The organism is Thiohalobacter thiocyanaticus, assembly GCF_003932505.1.
GTDB classification, from domain to species: domain Bacteria; phylum Pseudomonadota; class Gammaproteobacteria; order Thiohalobacterales; family Thiohalobacteraceae; genus Thiohalobacter; species Thiohalobacter thiocyanaticus.
Genome location: NZ_QZMU01000001.1, coordinates 2,031,031 through 2,049,888, shown reverse-complemented (window position 1 = coordinate 2,049,888; position 18,858 = coordinate 2,031,031). Strand labels below are relative to the sequence as shown.

Sequence of the window (18,858 nt, the reverse complement as noted above, 5' to 3'; positions counted from 1 at the left end):
GGGCTGCACTCTCCACAGCATATCCCCCCACTGACTGGTTCCTTGTAGTGTTTATCGGGCGCGACCCGGGCCGCGCCCCATACAGTTAGCACAAAAACCTACCACTTTCCATTAGTTGCGCGTACACGCCGCCCCGCAGCGAAGGCTGAACCCGTCCCGGAGACTGCGGTCCAAGTATGTATCAGCCCTTCCCGCCGGTAGTGATATTGGCGTCGGAATGTGGATATCCATTACTATTACGCCCTTACTGACACTAGTAGCGTCCGTCCGGCAGCAAACTTTATGACCTCAGATCATCCCCATGTGCCGCACCTGACCACCGCCCTGACCGGGCCGCTGCAGCAGATCGAATCCCACCTGCTGGAGCAGCAGTCGCGCATCGAGGCCTGGCTGCGGGCCCAGTGGCGCGAAACCCCGGCCCCGCTGTACGCCTCGGTGGACCTGCGCAACGCCGGCTTCAAGCTGGCCCCGGTGGACACCAACCTGTTCCCGGCCGGCTTCAACAACCTGAACCCGGCCTTCCTGCCGCTGTGCATCCAGGCCTTCCAGACCAAGATGGAACACATCTGCGAGGCCGCCAGCAACATCCTGCTGATCCCCGAGGACCACACCCGCAACCTTTATTACCTGGAGAGTCTGGCGACCCTGCGCGACATCGTCGCCAAGGCCGGCTATGGCGTGCGGGTAGGCTCGCTGCGCGAGGATCTGACCGCGCCCGAGACCTTCGAGCTGCCTTCCGGTGCACGGCTGACCCTGGAGCCGGTGCAGCGCCGGGGCCGGCGCGTCGGGCTGGCGGACTTCGACCCCTGCATGGTGCTGCTGAACAACGATCTCATCGGCGGCCATCCGGAGAAGCTGCGCGACCTGGAGCAGATGGTGATCCCGCCGCCCGATCTGGGCTGGACCGTGCGGCTGAAATCCGGCCATTTCACCCATTACCACGAGGTGGCCACCGAATTCGCCAAAATGCTGGATATCGATCCCTGGCTGATCAATCCCATGTTCCGCAACTGCGGCGAGCTCAACTTCCAGAAGCGCGAGGGCGAGGAGTGTCTGCTCAAGAACGCCGGCAGACTGCTGGAAGACATCCAGAAGAAATACGACGAATACAACATCGACCGCGATCCCTTCGTGGTGATCAAGGCCGACGCCGGCACCTACGGCATGGCCATCATGTCGGTGACCAGTGTCGACGAGCTGCGCAGCCTTAACCGCAAGCAGCGCAACAAGATGGGGTCGATGAAGGGCGGTCGCGGCGTGAGCAAGTTCCTGCTCCAGGAAGGGGTCTACACCTTCGAGACCTGGGGCAAGGAGGAAGCCGTGGCCGAACCGGTGGTCTACATGATCGACCACTTCGTCGTCGGCGGCTTCTACCGGGTGCACAAGGGCCGCGGGGTGCACGAAAACCTCAACGCCCCGGGCATGCAGTTCGAGCCGCTGGCCTTCGTCGAATCCTGCATCAACCCGGACACCAGCCAGGACCCGGACGCCGAACCCAACCGTTTCTATGCCTATGGCGTGATCGCCCGGCTGGCCCTGCTGGCGGCGGCGCGCGAGCTGGCTGAGCACCGCGAGGAGCTGGCCGAGGGCGCGGCCGAGGCCCAGGCATGACCCGTATCGGCGTCCTGATGGACCCGATCGGCGCCATCAGGATCCACAAGGACAGCACCTTCGCCATGCTCCTGGCCGCGCAGGCCCGGGGCTGGGAGATCCGCTATTTCGAGCAGAAGGATCTGTTCCTGCGCGACGGCCATGCCCGGGCCAGGGCCGGCACGCTGGAGGTCCGGGACGACCCGCAGGACTGGTACCGCCTGCAGCCGCCGCAGACGCTGGCGCTGGCGGAGTTCGACATCCTGCTGATGCGCAAGGACCCGCCGGTCGATCTGGAGTACTTCGCCAGCACCTATATCCTGGAACGGGCCGAAGCCGCCGGGGTGCTGGTGGTCAACCGTCCGGCCAGCCTGCGCGACGTCAACGAAAAGCTCTACACCGCCTGGTTTCCCGAGTGCTGCGCGCCCACCCTGGTCAGCCGCGACCCGATGCAACTGCGCGAGTTCATCCACGAACAGGAAGACGCCATTCTCAAGCCGCTGTATTCGATGGGCGGCAGCTCCATCTTCCGGGTACGCCAGGGCGACCCCAACACCAACGTCATCATCGAATCCCTGACCGATCTGGGCCGCACCTCCGTCATGGCCCAGCGCTACATCCCCGAGATCAGCGCCGGCGACAAGCGCATCCTGCTGATCGACGGCGAGCCCGTGCCCTATGCCCTGGCCCGGATCCCGGCCGCGGGCGAGACCCGCGGCAACCTGGCGGTGGGCGGCCGCGGCGTCGGGGTGGCACTGAGCGAGCGCGACCGCTGGATCTGCGCCCAGGTCGCCCCCGCCCTGCGCGAGAAGGGCCTGTACTTCGTCGGTCTGGACGTGATCGGCGACTACCTGACCGAGATCAACGTGACCAGTCCCACCTGCATCCGCGAACTGGATCGCGAATACGGTCTGGACATCGCCGGCGAGCTGATGGACTGCCTGGCCGCGAAACTCCATGACCGCTGAGATACGGAAACGCCTGTACCTGCTGCCGGTCCTGATCGCCGTGCTGCTGGCGGCCTGCCAGCCGGCCGAACCGCCCCTGATCGAACGCCGCTTCATCGCCCTGGGCACCATCATCGACATCAGCCTCTACGGCATCGACGCCGAGCGGGCCGATCCTGTCCTGGCCGCGATCGAACGCGACTTCCACCGCCTGCACCACGACTGGCACGCCTGGGAGGAAAGCCGGTTGACCACGCTCAACACGACCCTGCAACAGGGCAAGCGCGCACCGGTTCCCGCCGGGCTGGCCGCGGTCCTGGAGCAGGCCCGCGGGCTGAACCGGAGCAGCGGCGGCCTGTTCGAACCCGCCATCGGCGGTCTGATGGCCCTGTGGGGTTTTCACGGCAACGACCTGCCCGGCAAGGTGCCGGAGGCGGACGCCATCGCGGCCTGGCTCGCCGAACGGCCGCGCATGAACGACCTGGAACTGGAGGGCGGCCACGCCCGCAGCACCAATCCGCGGCTGCAGCTCGATCTCGGCGCCTTCGCCAAGGGCGTGGCGGTGGACCGGGCCATCGACCGGCTGCGGGATGCCGGCATCGGCAACGCCATCGTCAATGCCGGCGGCGATCTGCGCGCCATCGGTGCACGCGAACGCCCCTGGCGCATCGGCATCCGCCATCCGCGCGCGCCGGGGGTGCTGGCCTCGATCGAGACGCAGGGCGACGAGAGCATCTTCACCTCGGGTGACTACGAGCGCTATTTCGAGGCCGAGGGCAAACGCTATCATCATATTATCGATCCGCGCAACGGCTACCCGGCGCGCGGCACCGCCTCGCTCACCGTCATCCACAGCGAGGCCGCCGTGGCCGATGCCGCCGCCACCGCCCTGTTCGTGGCCGGCGACGCCTGGCCGCAGACTGCGGCGGACATGGGCATCGAGCGGGTGATGCGGGTACGCCCGGACGGGACGGTGGAACTGAGCCCGGCCATGGCAGAACGCATCCGCTTCGAAACCGATATTGAACCGGAAGTGACGCTGCGGGGGCTGCCATGAACACCGGCATCCGTGCTGGCGATTTCCTGGTTGCGGGCCTGGCCCTCGTCCTGGTCGGCTGGAGCTATGTCCACTTCTGGCACAGCGAGCCCGCCGCCAGCCTGGAGGTCTGGGTCGACGGCGCCCGTCACGCCAGCCTGCCGCTGATCGAATCGCGCACCCTGGCGATCGAGGGTGTGCTTGGCGCCAGCCGGATCGAGCTTGCCCCCGGGCGGGCCCGTTTTCTTGCCTCCCCCTGCGAGAGCAAACGTTGTGTACACACCGGCTGGATCGACCAGGGCGGCATGGTCGCCGCCTGCCTGCCCAACCGGGTCAGCCTGCACGTTCAGGGCCGCGACCGGCGCTATGATGCGATCAACCTGTAACATTCCCTCTCCCCGCCGGGGAGAGGGCCAGGGTGAGGGGCGAATGGCTCATCAGCCCTTGCGGCGTTTCACCCTCACCCCTGCCCCTCTCCCTCAGAGGGAGAGGGGAGGGTATGCTGCCGGACTGAACCATGCCCGTTGAGACCGTCACCACCCGCCCCGAGGATCACCGCATCGCCTGGCTGGCCGCGCTGGCCATCGCCATCCATGTGCTCGAGGCCGCCATCCCCAGCCCGGTCCCCGGCCTCAAGCCGGGACTGGCCAACCTGGTCACCCTGCTGGCACTGCTGGCCTTCGGCTGGCGTACAGCGGTATGGGTCAGTCTGTTGCGGGTGCTGGTGGGCAGCCTGATTCTCGGCAGCTTTCTCACGCCGACCTTCATGCTGAGCCTGGCCGGCGCCCTGGCCAGCCTGCTGGCCCTGGGCCTGGGCCGGGCCCTGGGGCGGCACTGGCTGGGCCCGCTGGGGCTGAGCCTGCTGGCCGCACTCGGCCACATCAGCGGCCAGTTCCTGCTCGCCTATGCGCTGTTCATTCCCCACCCGGGTCTGTGGCACCTGTTTCCGCCGCTGCTGACAGCGGCCCTGATCTTCGGCATCCTCAACGGTATAATCGCCAACTTGGCATTACAGGGCGTGGACAGAATCGGCACGCCCCGAGAGGGAACCGCATCAAGGACATGAGCCAGAACGTTCTCGGCAACCGGCCGCAGCACCACGGCGATCCGCTGATCGTCGCACTGCTGCTGGCCGGCGCCCTGCACGCCCTGCTGCTGCTGGGCGTGTCCTTCACCTTCGAGCCCGACGCCAGCCGCGAGGCGCCGCCGCCGCTGGACATCGCCCTGCTGCCCAAACACAACACCGAGGCTCCGGAGGAGGCCGACTATCTGGCCGAGCACAGCCAGACCGGGGCGGGCAATGTCGATGAGCGGGTGGAACCGACCCCACCGCAGCCGGCCAAACAGGCCAGCGCCCCGCCGCCGGAGCCGGAAACCGCCCGGGAACAGCCCCAGGTGCTCACCCAGGCCGAATCCGACACCGAGGTCACCCCGAGCGAATCCACACCGAAACCGGAAAGCCCCAGGCCCAGCGCCGACGAACTGGTCCAGCGCAGCATGGAAATGGTCCAGCTGGACGAACAGATCAAGCAGTCCCTGCAGGCCTACTCGGAACGCCCGCGCAAGACCTTCGTCTCGGCCAGCACCCGCGAGTTCAAGTACGCCAGCTACATGAACGACTGGGTGCACAAGGTCGAGCGGGTCGGCAACCTCAACTATCCCGACGCCGCCCGCCGCCAGGGGGTCTCGGGCAAGCTGCTGCTGCAGGTCGCGCTCAAGCCGGACGGCAGCGTCTATACCATCACCCTGCTCAAGTCCTCCGGCCACCAGGTCCTCGATGACGCCGCCATCCGCATCGTCGAGCTGGCCGCGCCCTTCCCGCCGCTGCCGGAAGCCGTGCGCGAGGATACCGACCTGCTCTACATCACCCGCACCTGGGAGTTCCTCAGCAGCGGGCTGCAGACGCAGGGCAGATAGGAACCGCGGCGGCAATAAACGCCTTTGCGTTCTCTGCGTTACATGCGCCGCACCGATCCCTTGCACCGCCCGGCGCCCTCGCCGATACTAGGGCCTGTAAACACTAATCCAATCGTCTCTGTTGTGCCTGAAAAAGCGCCAATCGAGGCGCGAGGAGCGTGGTTTGGTGATTCCAAATAAGCGACGAGCAACGACGAGTGGCGCTTTTTCAGGCGCAACCCGCAGGGCTGGGGCTGATTTCCCGCCCAGCGGCGTTATCATTCGCTCATGTAGAGTGACTACACATCGCTCATTCTGCCTTGCTGGACGAAAAATCAGCCCCAGCAGAGGCGATTGGATTAGTGTTAACAGGCCCTAGGACCCATGGCGGAATCCCCCTACCTGGCCAACCACTTCCTGATCGCCATGCCCGGCCTGGCGGACCCGAACTTTTTCCATACTGTCACCTATATCTGCGAACACGACGCCGACGGCGCCATGGGACTGGTCATCAACCGGCCGCTGGACATGCGTCTGGACGATGTGTTCGAGCACATGCAGCTGAATGCCAGCGACCCCTACATCGCCGACCTGCCCGTCTACCAGGGCGGGCCGGTACAGCCCGAGCGCGGCTTCATCCTGCACCAGCCGCTGGGCGGCTGGGAGGCCACCATGCAGGTCACCGATGACACCGGCGTGACCGCCTCCCAGGACATCCTGGCCGCCATGGCCGAGGGCAAGGGGCCGAGCCGGGCGCTGATCGCGCTGGGCTACGCCGGCTGGGGCGCCGGACAGCTGGAACATGAAATGGCGGAAAACGCCTGGCTCAGCGGGCCGGCCGACCCGCGGGTGATCTTCGACACCCCGGTGGAGAAGCGCTGGGAGGCGGCAGCAGCCCTGATCGGGGTCGACGTCAACCTGCTCTCGGGCGACGCCGGGCATGCCTGAGCCGGGCGGGCGCACCCTGCTCGGCTTCGACCACGGGAAGAAAAAAATCGGGGTAGCCGTCGGCCAGACGGTGACAGGGACGGCGCGTGCGTTACAATCGCTCTCCGCCCGCGACGGTCAGCCGGACTGGGACCGGGTGGCGGCCCTGCTGGCCGAGTGGCGCCCGGACGCCCTGGTGGTGGGCCGGCCGCTGTACCTCACCGGCGACGTCAGCGCGACCACGGCCGCGGCCGAACGCTTCGCCCGCCGGCTGCACGGCCGCTTCGGCCTGCCGGTGCACCTGATGGACGAGCGTTTGAGCTCACAGGCCGCGCGCCGGCTCGGGGACGGAAAGGACACGGACATCGATGCCCAGTCGGCACGGATCATCCTGCAGGACTGGCTGGACGAACACAGGTAAAAGACACCAATGACCCAGACCCCTGTCGAACCCCTGCTGGCCCAGATGGCCGGGGATCTCAGCGCCCTGCTCGAGCGCCGCGGCGTCGAGGATCCGGCCATGGTCGGCATCCATACCGGCGGGGTCTGGGTGGCGCGCGAACTGCACCGCTCACTGGGGCTGGAGCAGCCGCTGGGCAGCCTGGATATCACCTTCTACCGCGACGACTTCACCCGCATCGGCCTGCACCCGCAGGTCAAGCCCTCGGACATCCCCTTTTCGGTCGACGAGCGCCACATCATCCTGGTCGACGACGTACTGCACACCGGGCGCACCATCCGCGCGGCCATGAACGAAATCTTCGACTATGGCCGCCCGGCCTCGGTGATCCTGGCCGTACTGGTCGAGCGCGGCGGCCGCGAACTGCCGATCGAGGCCGACGTGGTCGGCACCCGGCTGCAGCTCGTCCTGGGCGAGCACGTCAAGCTCACCGGGCCCGACCCCCTGGTACTGGAGGTTCACAAGGCCGCATGAGCAGCACCAACCTGCAAGTCGACGACCAGGGCCGGCTGCGCCACTTCCTCACCATCGAGGGGCTTTCGCATTCCATTCTCACCGAGATACTGGACACCGCCGAGTCCTTCGCCGGCGTGACCGCCCAGCAGGTGAAGAAGGTCCCGCTGCTGCGCGGCAAGACCATCGTCAACCTGTTCTTCGAGGCCAGCACCCGCACCCGCACCACCTTCGAGCTGGCGGCCAAGCGGCTGTCGGCGGACGTGCTCAACATCAACATCGACGCCTCCAGCGCCGTGAAGGGCGAGACCCTGCTCGACACCCTGCGCAACCTGGAGGCCATGCATGTGGACATGTTCGTGGTGCGCCACGCCGACAGCGGCGCGGCGCATTTCTTCGCCCGCCACGTGGCCCCGCACATCAGCGTGCTCAACGCCGGCGACGGCCGCCACGCCCATCCCACCCAGGCGATGCTGGATATGTTCACCATCCGCCGGGTCAAGGGGCCGGACTTCGGCCGCCTGCGGGTGGCCATTGTCGGCGACATCATGCACTCGCGGGTGGCGCGCTCACAGATCCATGCGCTGAACACCCTCAACACCGGCGAGGTCCGCATCGTTGCGCCCAAAACCCTGGTGCCGGTGGACGCCGAATCGCTGGGGGTGCAGGTCTTCCATGATCTGGAGGCCGGTATCCGCGACGTCGACGTGATCATCATGCTGCGGCTGCAACGCGAACGCATGCAGGGCGCCATGCTGCCGAGCGAACATGAGTATTTCCATCTGTTCGGTCTGACCGAACAGCGCCTGGCGGTGGCCGACCCGGATGTCACGGTGATGCACCCCGGGCCGATCAACCGCGGGGTGGAGATGGACTCCCAGGTAGCCGACGGCCCGCGTTCGGTTATCCTGGAACAGGTTACCCACGGCATCGCCGTGCGCATGGCGGTCATGTCCATGACCATGCGTGCCCACACGGATGCCGAGGCCCAGGAAAAACAGAATGTGTAGGTTGGGCCGGATGCTATGAAGCCCAACACGGGTCCGCCTTCGGTAGAGGTATCGGGCTTCGCCCGGCTCAGCCCAACCTACCCATGGCAACGTTACACCAATACAGGAACAGCACTGAATGGCGGCTAAGAAGGCGCGCATACTGATCCGGGGCGGCCGGGTCATCGACCCGGCCAACCGCCTCGACGCCGAGGTCGATGTCGCCGTCGCCGCCGGCCGCATCGCCGGCGTGGGCGAGAGCGTGCCCGGCGATTTCCGCCCCGAGCTGGAGATCGACGCCCGCGGCCTGATTGTCTGCCCCGGCCTGGTGGAGCTGGCCGCGCACCTGCGCGAGCCCGGTCACGAGAACAAGGCCACCATCGCCTCCGAGACCCGGGCCGCCGCCGCCGGGGGCATCACCACCCTGTGCTGCCCACCGACCACCGATCCCATCATCGACACCCCGGCCGTGGTTGAACTCATCCGCCAGCGCGCCGAACGCGCCGGCCATGCCCGCGTCGTCACCCTCGGCGCGCTCACCCAGGGGCTTGCCGGCGAGCATCTGACCGAAATGGCCGCGCTCAAGGAAGCCGGCTGCCGTGGCGTGAGCAATGCCCAGTCGCCCATCCTGCATACCGCCGTGGTGCGGCGTGCCTTCGAATACGCCGCCACCTTCGACCTGACCGTATTCATCCACCCGGAGGAATACTGGCTGGCCAACGGCGGCTGCGCCCACGAGGGGGCGGTGGCCACCCGCCTGGGCCTGCCCGGCATCCCGGCCGCGGCCGAGACCGCCGCCGTGGCCCGGGACCTGGCCCTGATCGAGCACACCGGGGTGCGGGCGCACTTCTGCCGCCTGACCCACAGCCGCTCGGTGCAGATGATCGCCCGCGCCCAGTACGACGGCGTGCCGATCACGGCCGACGCGGCCATCCCCTATCTCTACTTCACCGAACTGGACATCGCCGACTTCGACAGCCAGTTCCACGTCTACCCGCCGCTGCGCACCCAGCGCGACCGCGAGGGCCTGCGTGCCGGCCTGGCCCGCGGCACCCTGTCGGCCCTGTGCAGTGACCACCAGCCGCACGAGGCCGACGCCAAGCTCAATCCCTTCCCGGCCACCGAGCCCGGCATCTCCGGCCTGGACACCCTGCTGCCGCTGGCCCTGCGCCTGGTCGAGGACAAGCTGCTGACCCTGCCCGAGATCATCGATCGTCTGACCGCCGGCCCGGCCCGCATCCTGGGTCTGCTCGAACAGGGCACCGGCACCCTGACCCCGGGCGCGGCGGCCGACATCACCCTGTTCGACCCCGAGGCCAGCTGGCGCATCGATCCGACCAGCCTGTTCAGCCAGGGGCACAACACCCCCTTCATGGGCTGGGAAGTGAAAGGCAGGGTGATGCACACCCTGCTGGGCGGCCGGCGGGTGTTCGAGCGGTAAGCCTACGATCAATTTTTTCTCGTCATTGCGAGCGCAGCGCGGCAATCTCGTAATGCAGCACCCGTCTGTAGAGATTGCCGCGCTGCGCTCGCAATGACGGATCATCGGCTTCCGAGAGTGGTGGATATCCGTTTTCTCAGTGTTCTTCGTATTCCTTGTGATTCATAATTGAACCCATGACCACAGCCAAACCCCACCGCGGCACCATCCATCTGGAAGACGCCGAAATCCTGACCCACGAGGCCCATCCGGGCGGGCAGTACATCCTGCGCGTCCACAGCCCCGAGTGTGCCCACCGCGCCGCGCCGGGCAGCTTCGCCCATCTGACCTGCGACCCGCTGCTGCCCATGCGCCGGCCGCTGTCGATCATGCGCACCGACCCCGAGGCCGGCTGGGTGGAGTTCCTGTACAAGGTGGTCGGCGAAGGCACCCGTCTGCTCAGCCGGCGTCAGACGGGCGAATCCATCAGTGTCATGGGCCCCATCGGCCAGCCCTTCCGCCCGCGCCCCGAGCGTCCGCGCCCCCTGCTGCTCGGCGGCGGCGTGGGGATCCCGCCCATGGTGTTCCTGGCCGATGCCCTGCGCCGCGAACCGGCCTGCAAACCGCTCGTGATGATGGGCTCCGAGGTCCCCTTCCCCTTCACCAGCCGCCCGTCGCAGATCCTGGTCCCCGGCATCCCCGACGGGGTGATCGCTGCCATGCCGCTGCTGGAGGACTGGAGCGTGCCCAGCCGCCTGTGCAGCCGGCAGGACTTCCCCGGCTGCTACCAGGGCTACATCACCGATCTTGCCCGCGACTGGCTGTCTGCGCTCAACACGCAGCACCTGCAGGAGGTGGAGATCTTCGCCTGCGGTCCGCACCCCATGCTGGAGGCGGTGGCGAAACTGGCGCGCGACTACGACCTGCCCTGCCAGGTTTCGCTGGAGGAGTTCATGGCCTGCGCCGTCGGCGGCTGTGCCGGCTGCACCGTGCAGGTGGAAACCGATCAGGGCCCGGCGATGAAGCGCGTATGCGTGGACGGGCCGGTGTTCGATGCGCGGGCGGTTTTTCCCTGAGCTGAAACCTCAACGCAAAGACGACAAGGCGCAGAGAACAGCAAAGAGCGTAATGGTGACCCCATGGACAATCACATTGAAATCCATTACTGCAACCAATGCCGGTGGCTGCTGCGCTCCGCCTGGATGGCGCAGGAGCTGCTGACGACGTTCGAGGATGAGATCACGGAACTTACCCTGCGCCCGGGCACGGGCGGCGTATTCGAGGTAACCGTCAACGGCAGGCCGGTCTGGTCGCGCCGGGAAGCCGGCCGTTTCCCGGAGATCACGGAACTGAAACAGCGGGTACGCGACGAGATTGCGCCGGAGAAGGGGCTTGGGCATTCCGACAAAAAGAAAGAGTAGGATGGATGCAGGTTGGAGCGGGTGCGCTGCACCGTAACCCGACATGCTGCGGGCTGTCGGGTTACGCTACGCTAACCGGACCTAGGCGCCGAAAGCCGAACGACTCTCCCCAGCCACGGTCAACTCCGCTTTTTCCCGCCGCGCTTCTGATTTGATATGGAGTACTGATCCGAGTTGTCGATCTCCATGTCGGCAATGGCGTCGCCCAGCTTGTCCACATCCTCCTCGTCCAGCTTGATCATCAGCCGCACCTCGTTGGGTGAGTCGGCGTAGTGCAGGGCGTTGTCGTAGCTGATCTCGCCGGCCTTGTAGAGATCGAACAGCGCCTGATCGAAGGTCTGCATGCCCTGCTCGCGGGAGCGTTTCATCAGGTCCTTGAGGCGGTGGATCTCGCCGTTGCGGATGTACTCCGAGGCCAAGGGGCTGTTGATCAGCACCTCCACGGCGGCGCGGCGGGCCTTGCCGTCGACGGTGGGGATGAGCTGCTGGGCGATCATGGCCTTGAGGTTGAGCGACAGGTCCATCAGCAACTGGTCGCGCCGGTCCTCGGGGAAGAAATTGATGATGCGGTCCAGCGCCTGGTTGGCATTGTTGGCGTGCAGGGTGGACAGGCACAGGTGGCCGGTCTCGGCGAAGGCGATGGCGTAGTCCATGGTCTCGCGACTGCGGATCTCGCCGATCAGGATCACGTCCGGGGCCTGGCGCAGGGTGTTGCGCAGGCCGACCTCGTAGGAGTCGGTGTCCAGGCCCACCTCGCGCTGGGTGACGATGCAGCCGTCGTGCTGGTGGATGAACTCGATGGGATCTTCCAGGGTGACGATATGGCCGTTGCCGTGATGGTTGCGGTAGCCGAGCATGGCCGCCAGCGAGGTGGACTTGCCGGTGCCGGTCGCGCCCACGAACAGCACCAGGCCGCGCTTGGTCATGGCCAGCTTCTCGAGGACGGGCGGCAGGTTGAGCCCCTCGAAGTTGGGGATCTGGGTTTCGATGCGGCGCAGCACCATGCCGACATGGTTGCGCTGATAGAAGGCGCTGACGCGGAAGCGCCCCAGCCCGCTCTCGCTCAGGGCGAAGTTGCATTCATGGGTGCGCTGGAATTCATCGCGCAGGTATTCGGGCACCGTATCCATCACCATCTGCCTGGCCTCATCGGGCGCAAGCGGCTCCTTGGCGGTGGCCATGATCTTGCCATCGACCTTGATGCTGGGCGGCACGCCGGCGGTGATGAACAGGTCGGAGGCCTTCTTTCTCACGACCAGCATGAGCAGTGTTTTGAGGTCCTGTGCCATGAATTTTCCCTTCTTGTCGCCCGGAGCCGGTTTCGTTATCCCTGAAACAAGCATAGATCGTGGGTGACCGGGGGAATACCCCCTCACCCCAACTCTCCCGCCAGGGGAGAGGGAAAATGTAAAAAAACCGTTTCTAGCGGAACAGCTCCTTGTTGGCCGCCTTGGTGCGGGCGTCCTGGCGGCTGACCAGGCCCTTCTGCACGATCTCCTGCAGATTCTGGTCCAGGGTCTGCATGCCGGTGGCCTGACCGGTCTGGATGGCCGAGTACATCTGGGCGACCTTGTCCTCGCGGATCAGGTTGCGGATCGCCGGGGTGCCGATCATGATCTCATGCGCGGCAATACGTCCGCCGCCGGTCTTCTTGAGCAGGGTCTGGGAGATGACCGCGCGCAGCGACTCCGACAGCATGGAGCGCACCATGGATTTCTCCGCCGCCGGGAAGACGTCGATGATGCGGTCAATGGTCTTGGCCGCGGAGCTGGTGTGCAGGGTGCCGAACACCAGGTGGCCGGTCTCGGCCGCGGTCAGGGCCAGGCGAATGGTCTCCAGGTCGCGCATCTCGCCGACCAGGACGATGTCGGGGTCCTCGCGCAGGGCCGAGCGCAACGCCTCGGCAAAGCCAAGGGTATCGCGATGCACCTCGCGCTGGTTGATCAGGCACTTCTTGGATTCGTGCACGAACTCGATCGGATCCTCGATGGTGAGGATGTGCTCGTAGCGGCTTTCGTTGACGTGGTTGATCATCGCCGCCAGGGTGGTGGACTTGCCGGAACCGGTGGGGCCGGTGACCAGCACGATGCCGCGCGGCTGGTCGGAGATGTCCTTGAACACGGGCGGGCAACCCAGGTCCTCCAGGCTAAGGATCTTGGAGGGGATGGTACGGAACACCGCACCGGCGCCGCGGTTGTGGTTGAAGGCGTTGACGCGGAAGCGCGCCAGGTTCGGAATCTCGAAGGAGAAGTCGGTTTCGAGGAATTCCTCGAAATCCTTGCGCTGCTTGTCGTTCATGATGTCGTAGACCAGCGCGTGGACCTCCTTGTGCTCCAGCGCCGGAACGTTGATGCGGCGGATGTCGCCGTCGACGCGGATCATGGGCGGCAGCCCGCGAGAAGAGAGGTGCAGGTCGGAGGCGTTGTTCTTGACCCCGAAGGCGAGCAGTTCTGCGATATCCATTCGTTTCCCCTGACAGCGGTTGTTCTCGGTCCTAGACTAGGTTGTTATCGACACTTTACCGGAAGGCTTTATCAAGGGAAATCCGCCCGGAGCGCGGACACACGTGGCAGCCGCGGGGCCGCCCGGGGTATAGTAAGGCGCAGTATTCCGGATCGGAGGGCGGTGTGACGCTCCCACGCGACCAGCAACTGTGCCAGCGCCGGCAGGAACTGCTCGAGCGCATCAGTGAATGGTGCGACCAGTACGGGCGCGGCCGCGACTGCGTGCGGCTGCTGGCGGTATCCAAGCAGTTTCCCGCCGATGACATCCAGACCCTGGCCGGTTGCGGTCAGAGCGCCTTCGGCGAATCCTACCTCAAGGAGGCGCTGGACAAGCTGGATATGCTGTCCGGTCTGAATCTGGAGTGGCATTTCATCGGGCCCATGCAGTCGAACAAGACCCGGCGCATCGCCGAGCGCTTCGCCTGGGTCCAGAGCCTGGACCGGCTCAAGGTCGCCCAGCGACTGGCCGAGCAGCGTCCGGCCGAACTGCCGCCGCTCAATGTCTGCCTGCAGGTCAATATCAGTGGTGAGGCCAGCAAGTCCGGCACCGATCCCGCTGACCTGCCCGGGCTGGCCGCTGCCGTGACCGGGCTGCCGCAGCTGCGCCTGCGCGGTCTGATGGCGATTCCCGCCCCGACCATTCAGTTCGGCGAGCAGCGCCGGGCCTTCGCCCGGCTGCGCGACCTTTACGACAGCCTCGTCACGGCCGGCCATGACCTGGACACCCTGTCCATGGGCATGAGCAACGACCTGGAGGCAGCCATCGCCGAGGGCGGCACCCTGGTGCGGGTGGGCACGGCCCTGTTCGGCCAGCGCGCGGCCGCGCCGGCGGCGGACTGATCCCAGGCACCTTGTTGACAGCCATAATTAACCCGGCGACCAACACTGCACACGCACAGCGGCTGAACACGGCATTGTTGATCGCCGGGTTAATAAGCGGCGACAATGCAGACTGCCAGAGCAACAACAACAGGCCCGCGTTATGAATGAATCCCAGCTCTGCTTCATCGGCGCCGGCAACATGGCCCGCAGCCTGATCGGCGGGCTGCTGGCCGACGGCTTCCCGGCCGGGCGGATCCGTGCCAGCGACCCGGATGCCGGTCAGCGCCAGGCGGTCGCCCGTCGCTTCGGCATCGAGGTGTTCGCCGACAATGCCGAGGCGGTGGCCGGCGCCCATGTGCTGATCCTGGCGGTCAAGCCGCAGGGACTGGCCGCGCTGGCCCGGGATATCGCCCCCCACCTGGACGCGGCCAACCCGTTGGTCATCTCGGTGGCCGCGGGCATCCGGGCCAGTGATCTGGACCGCTGGCTGGGCGGCAACCGCCCGCTGGTACGCTGCATGCCCAACACCCCGGCCCTGGTGCAGAGCGGGGCCACCGCGCTGTACGCCACGGCCGCGGTCAACGACGCCCAGCGCAACCTGGCCGAGTCGATCCTGCGCGCCGTCGGCCTGACCCTGTGGGTCGAGGACGAGGCCCAGATGGACGCCGTCACCGCCCTGTCCGGCAGCGGGCCGGCCTATTTCTTCCTGATGATCGAGGCCATGCAGCAGGCCGGCGCCGAGCTGGGTCTGGCGGAGGACACCGCCCGCCTGCTGGCGCTGCAGACGGCCTTCGGGGCGGCGAAGATGGCACTGGAATCCGAGGATGCCCCGGCGCGGCTGCGCGAGCGGGTCACCTCCCCCGGCGGCACCACCGAACGGGCGCTGGCGGCGCTGGAGGACGGCGGCCTGCGCCAGCTCATCGCCCGGGCGATGCAGGCCGCACAGGCGCGCTCGCGCGAGCTGGCCGAACAACTGGGAGCGGACGCATGAACGGCGGCAATCTGCTGGGCGATACCCTGGGCTTCGTCATCCAGGTGCTGGGTGGCTGTATGTACTGGTACTGATGCTGCGCCTGCTACTGGGCTGGCTGCGGGCGGATTTCTACAACCCGTTGAGCCAGTTCATCGTCAAGGTGACCAATCCGGCGGTCATTCCGCTGCGGCGCATCCTGCCGCCGCTCGGGCGCCTGGACACCGCCACTGTGGTGGTCATGCTTGTCGTGCAGATCCTGGGCGTGGCGCTGGTGATGCTGGTCTCGGGCCGGCCGGTGCAGCCCTATCCCCTGCTGGCGCACAGCCTGCTGGAGCTGGTGTGGTGTCGCTGGGCTTTTCGGTGTTCATCTTCGCCATCCTGATCCAGGCCATCCTCAGCTGGGTCAATCCGGGCGGCTACAACCCGGCGCTCGCCATCCTGTATTCCCTCACCGAACCGGTGCTGCGGCCGCTGCGCGGCCTGATCCCGCCCATCTCGGGCATCGATCTCAGCCCCCTGTTCGCCATCCTCATCCTGGAGGTCGCCCGCCGGCTGGTGCTGGGCCTGCTCACCGGGCTGCTGCTGGCCTGAGTACCTGGGATGACTGAACCTGCCTGGTACCGCTGGGACGGCAAGGATCTGATCCTGGAGCTGCATGTCCAGCCCGGCGCCCGCCGCGAGGAACTGTCCGGCGAGCACGGCGGTCGGCTCAAGGTGCGGATCAAGGCCCCGCCGGTGGAGGGCAGGGCCAACCGTAACCTGATCAAATTCCTGTCCAATCTGTTCGGCGTCGCGCCCCGCGATATCACCCTGCTGCGGGGCGAGAGCGGCCGCGACAAGCGCCTGCGCATCCACCGCCCGGCCCGCCTGCCGCCGGAAATCCCTTCCCCCTGAGGGCGTGACAGCAGTCACATCCTGAGCCCCGGCCCGCGCGCCGGCGCCTAAGCCTCTGTATTGCGTCTCAAGATTCCCCCGTCCCGGTCGAAAGCCCTGACAAGGGAGTCGCGCCGCCGGCACGGCCGACCGGTTCTGTCTGGAGGAAAACACACAATGCAAAACGACGCGTTCAGTCAGCGGCTGGAAGCCTACGCCAACTGGAAAACCGAGGTGCTCGACACCCTGCAGGCCTTCCAGAAATGGCTCGACGAACACGAAATGGACGAGGGCGAGACCGACCTGCGCATCTACGAAACCATGGATGCATTGCGCCAGGACCGGCTGAACCTCGCCTTCGTGGCCGAGTTCTCGCGTGGCAAGACCGAGCTGATCAACGCCATCTTCTTTGCCGGTTACGGCTGCCGGCTGCTGCCCTCGGACGCCGGTCGCACCACCATGTGCCCGAGCGAGCTGTTCTATGACCACAGGGCCGATTCGGCCTATCTGCGTCTGCTGCCGATCGAGACCCGGCGCGAGGACCGCTCCATCGCCGATTACAAGAATGCCCCCGAACACTGGGTGACCCTGCCCCTGAACACCGACTCGCCCGAACAGATGAGCGACACCTTCCGCGAGGTCATCCGCACCAAGACGGTCAAACTGGAAACGGCGCGCGAGCTGGGCCTGTACGACGAGAGCCAGGACAGCCGCTTCCAGAAGACCGGGGAATACCCCGAGCAGGTCGAGATCCCGATGTGGCGTCATGCGCTGATCAGCTTCCCGCATCCGCTGCTCAAGCAGGGCCTGGTCATCCTCGACACCCCGGGTCTGAACGCCCTGGGCAACGAGCCGGAGCTGACCGTGAGCATGCTGCCCTCGGCCCAGGCCGTGTTGTTCGTGCTCGCCGCCGACACCGGTGTGACCCGTTCCGATCTGGAGATGTGGGAGCATCATGTCCATCCGCTGGGCAGCCAGCACAACAAGCACCTGGTGGTGGCGCTGAACAAGATCGACACCCTGTGGGATGACCTCAAGGACGACGCCAGCGTCGGCCAGACCATCGACACCCAGCGCCGCAAGGCCGCCGAGCTGCTGCACGTGGACGAGGAGCAGGTCTTTCCGCTGTCGGCGCTGAAGGGCCTGGCGGGCAAGATCCGCGATGACGAGGAACTGCTCGCACGCAGCCGGCTGCCCGAGCTGGAGGGCTTTCTGTCCAACCGAGGTGCTGCCCAACAAGCTCAACGTGCTGCGCGATCACATCCTGCACGAGATCGGCGGGCTGCAGAACGAGATGCACGACATCCTCAGCGGCCGGCTGGCCCAGACCCGCAAGGAATTGGAGAACCTGGGTTCGCTGCGCGGCAAGAATACTGATGTGATCCAGCATCTGATGCAGAAATCGCGCGAGGAGCAGTCGGCCTACATGCGCAACGTGGAAAGCTTCCAGTCCAGCCGCCGGGTACTGCAGAGCCAGGCCAAGGAGATGCTGGACGCGCTCAGCCTGGAATCCTTCGACCGCCTGATCGACAAGACCCGCAAGGAGATGACCGGCGCCTGGACCACGGCCGGGCTCAAGCGCGGCATGGAGGCTTCTTCGAGGGGGCGCGCGACACCATGGACCAGGTCGCGCACTCGGCCGAGCAGACCCGCAACCTGATCCGTTCGACCTATCGCAAGTTCCACGAGGAGCACGGCCTGCCGGCGATGACGCCCAAGGTGTTCTCGGTCGATCAGTTCAACATGGATTTCCACAACCTGCTCAAGGAGGCCGAGGCATTCCGCAACAGCCCTTCAGTGGCCATGACCGAGCAGAGCTTTGTCATCAAGAAGTTCTTCGTCTCGCTGGTCACAGGGCCAGGCGCGCAGCATCTTCTTCCGCGCCAACCAGGAGGCCAACGCCCTGTTGAAGGAAGTCATGAATCCGCTGGTGCAGCAGATCAAGGATCACAAGCGGGTGATGGAGAAACGCCTGGAGACGCTGCGCCGGATCAACGAATCGCGCGACACCCTGGAAGCCAGGATCAAGGAACTGGAGGCCGAGCAGGCCACCCTGGGGACGATCTGCAGTCCTGCGAACGGTTTTGCGCGAGGTGCCTCCGACCGCCGCCGGCCCCGCCGTGGCCGGGCCGATTCAACGCGCCAGCGCCCGGATTGCGGTTCCGGCTGCCTGAACGCGACCCGACAGCACCGCCCCGCATCACGGTCGTCAGATCACGGTCTGATAGCGGCATTTTTTCCGGCCCATTCGTACGCCCTTCACCGGACAAGATCCTTCAAAAGGAGGCCGTCCATCGCGCCCGATGCTTTCACGTCACCACCGCTTCCATGTTCGCCTCGCCCTGTTGTGACCACGCCCGCCGCACGCGAGCCGAAGGAACATCCAGGATTCGGTGACTATGTCGCTGCCCACTACAAGCCGCTGCCCACGGCATGATCCCCGCCCCATGGCTGGCCGGTGAAAACAATATCACCGTTCCATAGAACCGCTCGGCCATGCTCAACGTGGTGGTGCTGCCGAGAAGGCGTGACGGTCGCCCGCGGCAA

The 18,858-nt window shown here is 66.3% G+C and carries 23 protein-coding genes; 21 read left to right on the top strand and 2 right to left on the bottom strand.

Annotated features, from left to right (window positions below; genetic code table 11):
* Positions 1 to 282: 282 nt before the first annotated feature.
* From gshA to D6C00_RS09630, 13 genes are all read left to right on the top strand, one after another.
* A complete protein-coding gene (gene gshA, locus D6C00_RS09690) occupies positions 283 to 1,611 on the top strand; it encodes a glutamate--cysteine ligase (protein ID WP_125181540.1) in 1,329 nt (442 codons plus the stop codon).
* Positions 1,608 to 2,558, top strand: a complete 951-nt coding sequence (gshB, locus tag D6C00_RS09685) for a glutathione synthase (protein WP_125181539.1) — start codon at positions 1,608 to 1,610, stop codon at positions 2,556 to 2,558. Before gshA ends, gshB begins: the two co-directional genes overlap by 4 nt.
* Positions 2,548 to 3,594, top strand: a complete 1,047-nt coding sequence (locus tag D6C00_RS09680) for an FAD:protein FMN transferase (RefSeq protein ID WP_125181538.1) — start codon at positions 2,548 to 2,550, stop codon at positions 3,592 to 3,594. Before gshB ends, D6C00_RS09680 begins: the two co-directional genes overlap by 11 nt.
* A complete protein-coding gene (locus D6C00_RS09675) occupies positions 3,591 to 3,959 on the top strand; it encodes a NusG domain II-containing protein (protein ID WP_125181537.1) in 369 nt (122 codons plus the stop codon). The genes D6C00_RS09680 and D6C00_RS09675 overlap by 4 nt, the downstream gene beginning before the upstream one ends.
* A 131-nt stretch (positions 3,960 to 4,090) precedes the next feature.
* Positions 4,091 to 4,639, top strand: a complete 549-nt coding sequence (locus D6C00_RS09670; protein WP_125181536.1) for a Gx transporter family protein — start codon at positions 4,091 to 4,093, stop codon at positions 4,637 to 4,639.
* Positions 4,636 to 5,490: a TonB family protein gene (locus D6C00_RS09665; RefSeq protein WP_125181535.1), complete on the top strand. Its 855-nt coding sequence runs from the start codon at positions 4,636 to 4,638 to the stop codon at positions 5,488 to 5,490. Before D6C00_RS09670 ends, D6C00_RS09665 begins: the two co-directional genes overlap by 4 nt.
* Before the next feature lie 363 nt (positions 5,491 to 5,853).
* Positions 5,854 to 6,417 carry a YqgE/AlgH family protein gene (locus D6C00_RS09660; RefSeq protein WP_125181534.1) on the top strand — a complete coding sequence of 188 codons (564 nt, stop codon included), beginning with the start codon at positions 5,854 to 5,856 and terminating at the stop codon, positions 6,415 to 6,417.
* Entirely contained in the window at positions 6,410 to 6,817 is a 408-nt protein-coding gene (gene ruvX / locus D6C00_RS09655; protein WP_125181533.1) for a Holliday junction resolvase RuvX, read from the top strand. Before D6C00_RS09660 ends, ruvX begins: the two co-directional genes overlap by 8 nt.
* A 9-nt stretch (positions 6,818 to 6,826) precedes the next feature.
* Entirely contained in the window at positions 6,827 to 7,330 is a 504-nt protein-coding gene (pyrR, locus tag D6C00_RS09650) for a bifunctional pyr operon transcriptional regulator/uracil phosphoribosyltransferase PyrR (RefSeq protein ID WP_125181532.1), read from the top strand.
* A complete protein-coding gene (locus D6C00_RS09645) occupies positions 7,327 to 8,319 on the top strand; it encodes an aspartate carbamoyltransferase catalytic subunit (RefSeq protein ID WP_125181531.1) in 993 nt (330 codons plus the stop codon). The genes pyrR and D6C00_RS09645 overlap by 4 nt, the downstream gene beginning before the upstream one ends.
* A 118-nt stretch (positions 8,320 to 8,437) precedes the next feature.
* The gene (locus D6C00_RS09640; protein ID WP_125181530.1) at positions 8,438 to 9,739 is read left to right on the top strand and encodes a dihydroorotase; all 1,302 of its coding nucleotides are present in this window, start codon (positions 8,438 to 8,440) and stop codon (positions 9,737 to 9,739) included.
* 176 nt (positions 9,740 to 9,915) lie between these two features.
* Entirely contained in the window at positions 9,916 to 10,794 is an 879-nt protein-coding gene (locus D6C00_RS09635) for a dihydroorotate dehydrogenase electron transfer subunit (protein ID WP_125181529.1), read from the top strand.
* Between the two features lie 63 nt (positions 10,795 to 10,857).
* Complete coding sequence (locus D6C00_RS09630; protein ID WP_125181528.1) at positions 10,858 to 11,139, top strand: SelT/SelW/SelH family protein; 282 nt, start codon at positions 10,858 to 10,860, stop codon at positions 11,137 to 11,139.
* A 119-nt stretch (positions 11,140 to 11,258) separates the two neighbouring features.
* On the opposite strand, the gene D6C00_RS09625 is transcribed toward D6C00_RS09630, so the two are convergent.
* Both D6C00_RS09625 and D6C00_RS09620 read right to left on the bottom strand, forming a co-directional pair.
* Entirely contained in the window at positions 11,259 to 12,428 is a 1,170-nt protein-coding gene (locus D6C00_RS09625) for a PilT/PilU family type 4a pilus ATPase (protein WP_125181527.1), read from the bottom strand.
* A gap of 133 nt (positions 12,429 to 12,561) precedes the next feature.
* Entirely contained in the window at positions 12,562 to 13,602 is a 1,041-nt protein-coding gene (locus tag D6C00_RS09620) for a type IV pilus twitching motility protein PilT (protein ID WP_125181526.1), read from the bottom strand.
* A gap of 164 nt (positions 13,603 to 13,766) precedes the next feature.
* On the opposite strand from D6C00_RS09620, the gene D6C00_RS09615 reads away from it, so the two are divergent.
* The 8 genes from D6C00_RS09615 to D6C00_RS09585 all read left to right on the top strand — a co-directional run bounded on the left by D6C00_RS09615 (position 13,767) and on the right by D6C00_RS09585 (position 18,748).
* Positions 13,767 to 14,483, top strand: coding sequence for a YggS family pyridoxal phosphate-dependent enzyme (locus D6C00_RS09615; protein ID WP_399360681.1), 717 nt, complete (start codon positions 13,767 to 13,769; stop codon positions 14,481 to 14,483).
* 142 nt (positions 14,484 to 14,625) lie between these two features.
* Positions 14,626 to 15,456 carry a pyrroline-5-carboxylate reductase gene (gene proC / locus D6C00_RS09610; RefSeq protein WP_125181525.1) on the top strand — a complete coding sequence of 277 codons (831 nt, stop codon included), beginning with the start codon at positions 14,626 to 14,628 and terminating at the stop codon, positions 15,454 to 15,456.
* 73 nt (positions 15,457 to 15,529) lie between these two features.
* Positions 15,530 to 15,820, top strand: coding sequence for a YggT family protein (locus tag D6C00_RS09605; protein ID WP_125181524.1), 291 nt, complete (start codon positions 15,530 to 15,532; stop codon positions 15,818 to 15,820).
* On the top strand, positions 15,781 to 16,029 hold the full coding sequence (locus D6C00_RS09600; RefSeq protein ID WP_206609542.1) for a YggT family protein: 249 nt from the start codon (positions 15,781 to 15,783) through the stop codon (positions 16,027 to 16,029). Before D6C00_RS09605 ends, D6C00_RS09600 begins: the two co-directional genes overlap by 40 nt.
* Before the next feature lie 9 nt (positions 16,030 to 16,038).
* The gene (locus D6C00_RS09595) at positions 16,039 to 16,332 is read left to right on the top strand and encodes a DUF167 family protein (protein ID WP_125181522.1); all 294 of its coding nucleotides are present in this window, start codon (positions 16,039 to 16,041) and stop codon (positions 16,330 to 16,332) included.
* Between the two features lie 156 nt (positions 16,333 to 16,488).
* A complete protein-coding gene (locus D6C00_RS09590; protein ID WP_125181521.1) occupies positions 16,489 to 17,688 on the top strand; it encodes a dynamin family protein in 1,200 nt (399 codons plus the stop codon).
* Positions 17,606 to 17,971, top strand: a complete 366-nt coding sequence (locus D6C00_RS15470; RefSeq protein WP_158675380.1) for a hypothetical protein — start codon at positions 17,606 to 17,608, stop codon at positions 17,969 to 17,971. The genes D6C00_RS09590 and D6C00_RS15470 overlap by 83 nt, the downstream gene beginning before the upstream one ends.
* A gap of 246 nt (positions 17,972 to 18,217) precedes the next feature.
* A complete protein-coding gene (locus D6C00_RS09585) occupies positions 18,218 to 18,748 on the top strand; it encodes a hypothetical protein (protein WP_125181520.1) in 531 nt (176 codons plus the stop codon).
* Positions 18,749 to 18,858 lie beyond the last annotated feature (110 nt).